Origin of the sequence: Sphingomonas sp., assembly GCF_025353885.1 — a bacterium.
Lineage (GTDB): Bacteria > Pseudomonadota > Alphaproteobacteria > Sphingomonadales > Sphingomonadaceae > Sphingomonas_O.
The window spans coordinates 1-5,267 of sequence record NZ_JANXNX010000095.1 but is presented as its reverse complement, the minus strand read 5'-3'; the positions used below and the strand labels follow the sequence as shown (position 1 = coordinate 5,267).

Annotated in this window: 4 protein-coding genes and 4 pseudogenes; 4 read left to right on the top strand and 4 right to left on the bottom strand. The window is 59.6% G+C overall.

Annotated features, from left to right (window positions below):
• From Q0R02_RS10210 to Q0R02_RS10200, 3 genes are all read right to left on the bottom strand, one after another.
• Positions 1 to 767 (bottom strand): glucose PTS transporter subunit IIA (locus tag Q0R02_RS10210; protein WP_293883113.1); only part of this gene is annotated, 767 nt, incomplete at its 3' end.
• Positions 764 to 3,031 (bottom strand): family 20 glycosylhydrolase, encoded by a 2,268-nt coding sequence (locus Q0R02_RS10205; protein ID WP_293883111.1) that lies wholly within the window; start codon positions 3,029 to 3,031, stop codon positions 764 to 766. The genes Q0R02_RS10205 and Q0R02_RS10210, both read right to left, overlap by 4 nt.
• The gene (locus tag Q0R02_RS10200) at positions 3,024 to 3,701 is read right to left on the bottom strand and encodes an amidohydrolase family protein (protein WP_293883110.1); all 678 of its coding nucleotides are present in this window, start codon (positions 3,699 to 3,701) and stop codon (positions 3,024 to 3,026) included. The genes Q0R02_RS10205 and Q0R02_RS10200 overlap by 8 nt, the downstream gene beginning before the upstream one ends.
• 29 nt (positions 3,702 to 3,730) lie before the next feature.
• Here Q0R02_RS10200 and Q0R02_RS10195 point away from each other — a divergent pair.
• Together Q0R02_RS10195 and Q0R02_RS10190 are read left to right on the top strand one after the other, a co-directional pair.
• Positions 3,731 to 4,018 (top strand): annotated as a pseudogene (locus Q0R02_RS10195) (transposase); the annotation flags it as partial.
• Positions 4,019 to 4,089: 71 nt separating this feature from the next.
• Positions 4,090 to 4,245, top strand: a pseudogene (locus tag Q0R02_RS10190) (IS630 family transposase); the annotation flags it as partial.
• A 37-nt stretch (positions 4,246 to 4,282) separates the two neighbouring features.
• Here Q0R02_RS10190 and Q0R02_RS13830 read toward each other — a convergent pair.
• Positions 4,283 to 4,372 (bottom strand): annotated as a pseudogene (locus tag Q0R02_RS13830) (hypothetical protein); the annotation flags it as partial.
• Here Q0R02_RS13830 and Q0R02_RS10185 point away from each other — a divergent pair.
• On the top strand, positions 4,371 to 5,186 hold the full coding sequence (locus Q0R02_RS10185; protein ID WP_367271458.1) for an amidohydrolase family protein: 816 nt from the start codon (positions 4,371 to 4,373) through the stop codon (positions 5,184 to 5,186). The pseudogene Q0R02_RS13830 and the gene Q0R02_RS10185 sit on opposite strands and share 2 nt — an antisense overlap.
• Positions 5,128 to 5,267 (top strand): annotated as a pseudogene (locus Q0R02_RS10180) (IS3 family transposase); the annotation flags it as partial. The gene Q0R02_RS10185 and the pseudogene Q0R02_RS10180, both read left to right, overlap by 59 nt.

The following is a 5,267-nucleotide window of genomic DNA, read 5'->3' as shown; positions in this document are numbered from 1 at the left end:
GAAAGCATTTCGGGGTAGCGAAGACTCATCCGGACGCCGCGAAGGCCGAGGGCCGGGTTCTCTTCTTGTGGCATCGACAAATAGCGCACCGGTTTGTCTTCGACGATACCGAGCGTCATCAGAGCGACCATATTGGTCGCTGAGGCACGGCCACGATCAGATATAAACTCCACCTCGGCTGCAAAACCGCGAATGCATGCGACGATCGCGGAAGCGGGGCGCGCGTGAATACCTTGGCCGGGGGGGATAACGAGTTTGCGGGTCACTGCATGTGTCGCAATGATCGACGCGTCAATTGTCGACGTGGCGAGAACTGGTTCGAGATCCATCAACCAGTCGCCAACCGCGAGCCGGGTCTCGCTCGCACGGCGGGTCACGCAAAAGGCGTCGGTGTTGACCACCAATATTGGTGAAGCGAGACTTTTCGCTCCACGCGACAGTGTTTCAAGATCGAACTCAATTAACGGCTTGCCTGCCTCCACACGGTCGCCATTGGCAACGTGAGCTGTGAAGCCGCTGCCGCCGAGACCGACCGTCTCGATACCAATATGACAGAGAATTTCTGCGCCATTGTCTGCGCGCAGTGTCACAGCGTGGCGAACGCGATGCACACCGACCACGACTCCCGTACATGGTGCATGAAGCATCGTGCCGGTAGGATCGATTGCAACGCCATCTCCGACCATTTTCTCGGCAAACGCTGCATCGGGCAGGTCGGCGAGCGGAGTAGCCCAGCCTTTCATAGGTGAAAGTAGCGTAAGCGTCATGGTCGAAGCTCCACCCAACCAAGCGCGTACAGCGGATCGTTTTTGGCGCGCACGATAGAGAAACACATATCTGCAGATCGCGTCTGCCGCGGGATGGCAACGGTATAGTCCCTGGCGGCACCCACCTCCAGCACAGGCTGAAGTTTGACTGTGGCGAGAACCGGACCGTCACAGCCGCGACGTAAAACTAGCTCTCCTGTCATGCTGGCCGATGAAGTCAGAGGCTTTGAACTTGCCTCGTCGGCGAACTGATAGTTGAAGGGGAGGGCCGCAACACTCAATCCGATATGTCTGACGCCGCCGAGCGCGGCACCCCGATAGATCCAGCAGGGATTTTTGATGTCCACCAGATAGGTTGTCTGCCTCGCTTTGGTTCCACTCATGAGATTGAGCGAAACGCCATTTGAGCAAAGTTCCAGTTGCAGACTTGTCCTTCGCGTAACGGAGACGGCGTCTAGTGACGTATCCAGATTAGGGGACAATTGTTGGGAGCCAACAAAGCTTGTCGCGCGCAGTCGGGCGGGAAGGGGCAAATCGAGCGGGGTTTTATATCGAAGCGATACCAGCGAAGGTGCGCTACCGTCCGTGGTGTAATGTATGTTACCCAGAGGAATGGCCTGCGTGAGTGCCATGCGCGCATGCCTATCGGTTGGCACTATTTGGGCTTGCACAGCAAAAGCGCTGTCATCGGCCTGCAGGCCCAAGGTGCTGTATCGCGCCATCATTGCTGGCAACCGCGACACAAAGCTCGCCCAATCAATTCTCTGCCTGGCAGTCCAGCCAATTTCAGCAAGCGCCGCGGCGCGTGGTAACGCCATTGCCTCCAGTCGCGCATCGGTGTCGATGTGCTCGCTCCACAGTGCACCCTGAACGCCCAGTATATTTTTCGATGCTGCAGCGTCGAGCCGACCGGTGCCTGGTAGGTGAGGCGGGTCGCCCGGATCATACGCATAAATATCGGCTAGGCTGACGACCTGCCCGCGACCGGGCAATCCCCCTGATAACGTTGATTGCCGATTATCCAGATAAAGCGTGGGTGCCGTGGCCATCACGACATCATGGCCCGCGCGCGGGGCGGCGATCGCTCCGTCTGCGCCGTGCCATGACATGACAATGTCGTTTTTCGACAGGGCTTTATCCGCCAGTATCTCGTCCCAGCCAACCAGTCGTCGCCCGTGTGTGTTCAGGTAGGTGCCGATCTTACCAATGAACCAGCCCTGGAGCGCGACCTCGTTCTTGAGGCCGAGTGATCGCATTTTTGCCTGTATCAAAGGTGAGTTATGCCACAGATCATGCACGGCCTCATCACCGCCGATTGCGATCTCACGCGATGGGAAAAGCGTCATGACCTCATCGAGAACACCATCGAGAAAGGCCAGGCTTGACGCGTCGACGCCGTAAATCGATGGAAACACGCCCCAATCACCCAGATTGGCAGCTGTCGCGGTAGTAAGCCCTACGGCAGGATAAGCGAGGATAGCCGCCGTCGCGTGCCCGGGCATTTCTTTCTCTGGCACAATTGTGCTATTAAGCGCCGTCGCTCGTGCAACGAGACGTCGGACCTCTTCCTGACTGTAGAAGCCACCGTAGCGGCCATCCGCCATGCCAGCGGCAGGTGGCGTATTTCGCCAGGCGCCGACGCTTGTCAGCCGCGGATAGCGTTTGATCTCAAGCCGCCAACCTTGATCATCGGCGAGATGCCATTGCAAGCGATTCAGCTTGTGCAACGCCATCCAGTCGAGCGTCCGACCGATTTCGGCGGCGGACTGGAAATGACGCGCACTGTCAAGCATCAGGCCGCGCCAGGGAAAGCGCGGAGCGTCAGCAATATGGACTGGCGCCAGCTCACCGTGCGTTGCTACTGTCATCAACTGCCAAAGGCTGACAGCGCCGTACAGCAATCCGGCTCGCTGCGAAGCGGTAATCACGATTGCTCTGGGACTGACGTCGATAGCATATCCTTCGGCCGCAAACCCTGGCCGGCGGACGAAGTTGATCGCCGGCGCCTTACTGACATTTGTCGTGGGCACCAGCAGCGGGCCCCCGGTCCGGCGTGCGAGATCAGCTAAATATTGTGCGACATTGCCGACATCGGGATCGCCCGCAGGTACGAGCAAGGGGGTTCCGTCGTTTATTCGGAAGCCAAGCCCCGTACGCTCGATGACCTGAGTTGGACGCGGTGTAATTGTCGGCTCTGCAGCCCGCGCAGGCAGCCCAAAGATCAAGGCAATGAACGCGAAACTCAGACCTACCGAATTAAACATTCACATGCCCCCGATCTGTGACACTCGCAATGTCCCCCACGCCGCCAATCCAGCTTCCGAGCACGTTAAGATCGTCGTCGAGCAGCACCAGATCCGCGCGCAGTCCCTGAGCGATCCGCCCTGTCTCATCGCTAAGACCCAGAAATGCGGCAGGCGCAGCGCTCGCCATTTGTGATGCGCTCGCCAGATCGATATTAAGCAGCCGACATGCATTGCGAACTGCACTGGCCATGTCGAGGTCGGCGCCAGCAAGCGTGCCTGCATCATCATAACATGCACCGTCGCGCACTTGAACGTTTTTACCCTGTAACCTGAAGCTGTGTCGGTCGCCGCCAACGCACGGCATGGCGTCGGTGACCAGCATGAAACGATCGGAGCGATGACACTTTAGGGCGAGGCGCAGCACGACGGGGTCGACGTGGCGACCGTCGACGACGATGCCACACCATGCCTCGCTCTCCAGCGCCGCTCCGACCACTCCGGGTGCACGGCTTGCCAGTGGCGACATCGCGTTGAACAGATGAGTGACCCCGGTGAACCCGTCGGCGAACCCGTCGCGCATTTGTTCATAAGTCGCGTCGGTATGACCGGCCGATAGGATAATGCCTGCTGCTGCGAGTAACTGGACGTTAACGCGATCCACCATCTCGGGAGCAAGGGTGTGAACCACGCAGCCGTCCCAGCCGCGCGTCAGCATGGTACGCGGGCGACAAGCTGCGGGGCGCGCTCGCCAAAATTGGCACGTGGACCCTGGAAATCATCAAACGGTCCGACGCAGCAAAGGGCTTCGTCCTCCTGCCACGACGTTGGGTCGTGGAACGGACTTTTGCATGGATGAATCGCAACCGACGCCTCGCCAAAGACTTCGTGCAGAGGGTCGAAAGCGCAACCGCATGGCTGTTCCTTGCCTCGGTCCAGCTAATCCCAGAAGACTCGCAAGAAACTGAAATCACGACCAATAATTATGAGTCAGACCAACGCCTATGATGCTGACCCACGGGGGGATTCCTAAACCGGCAAAAGTCTGAATCTATGGCCGCCTGTAGGAGGGCATAACGATGGGTGCAGCGATCGGATTGCGGAACGACTTTGACGCCGCGGGTTTGAGGCGACAGGCGCGCACGACAAAGAGTGCGAACCAGGGTCGTCGGCTGCTGGCGTTGGCGGAAATTTACGACGGCGGGAGCCGCGGCGATGCCGCGCGCATCGGCGGGGGTTGCTGGCTCGACCGCGTCTGCGCGATACAAGCCCGAACGATCCATCATCGAGATAACGTAGCAGCAGTCTGTGCGCATGGCGTCGACTGACGTCCCTAAGCCGCGCAGCTTCCGTGACGGTCATGTGGCCTGATACCACATGCATCAGCGTCTCGGCGGTCGCGATTACGATGTTCGGAGGCTTCGCACCGCTGATCTGCGCTGCGCTCGTCAAGGCGACAGGATGGTCCGCGGCCCCTGGTCCCATCGGTCGAAGGCTGTTCGACACGGACGACGAGCGTCCAGCTGACCTGTCCGCCGCAGGCATCGACATGGCCGTCCTGTCCCACCGGGCGCCCTCTGCCCAACGGCTACAAGGGGCGAACGCCGTGTCGCTCGTGCAGCGTGTCAACAATCGACTGGCCGCCATCGTGGCACGCAATCCACTCCGCTACCAAGCATTCGCCGCTCTCCCCACGTGCGATCCCGAGGCTGCGGCGGACGAACTCTCCCGATGCGTCGAGCTGGGATTTCGGGGGGCCATGCTGCACGGTATGGCCAACGGCGAATTCCTGGACCTACCGAAATTTTGGCCGATCTACGCGAGGGCCGAAGCGCTGGACGTTCCGATCTACTTCCATCCATCGCTGCCGCACCCGGATGTGATCCGAGCATACTACTCAGACTACATGGACTCTCATCCGCTCTTCGCTCGTCCGGGATGGGGCTTTGGCGTCGAAACAGGCACACAAGGCGTTCGCCTGCTCCTTTCGGGCGTATTCGAGCGCTATCCGAATCTTAAGGTGATGCTCGGACATCTTGGGGAGGGCTTACCGTTTCATATCTGGCGAATCGACAGTGCGCTTTCGCGATCGGGTGGAACTGCGAAACCGCTGCGCGATATGCCGTGTGCTCGGGCAGCATCGATCGACGCAGCGCAAAGTGCCGTGTGGGGCTGACGACGAACAGGCGCTGACCGAGGACATCATCGCGCTCGCCAGGCAATATGGTCGGTATGGTTATCGTCGGGTGACGGCGCT

Excerpts from the sequence above, each read along its gene's own strand:
- Q0R02_RS10185 (WP_367271458.1), top strand. The coding sequence starts at position 4,371 with ATGTGGCCTGATACCACATGCATCAGCGTCTCGGCGGTCGCGATTACG.
- Q0R02_RS10205 (WP_293883111.1), bottom strand. The coding sequence starts at position 3,031 with ATGTTTAATTCGGTAGGTCTGAGTTTCGCGTTCATTGCCTTGATCTTT.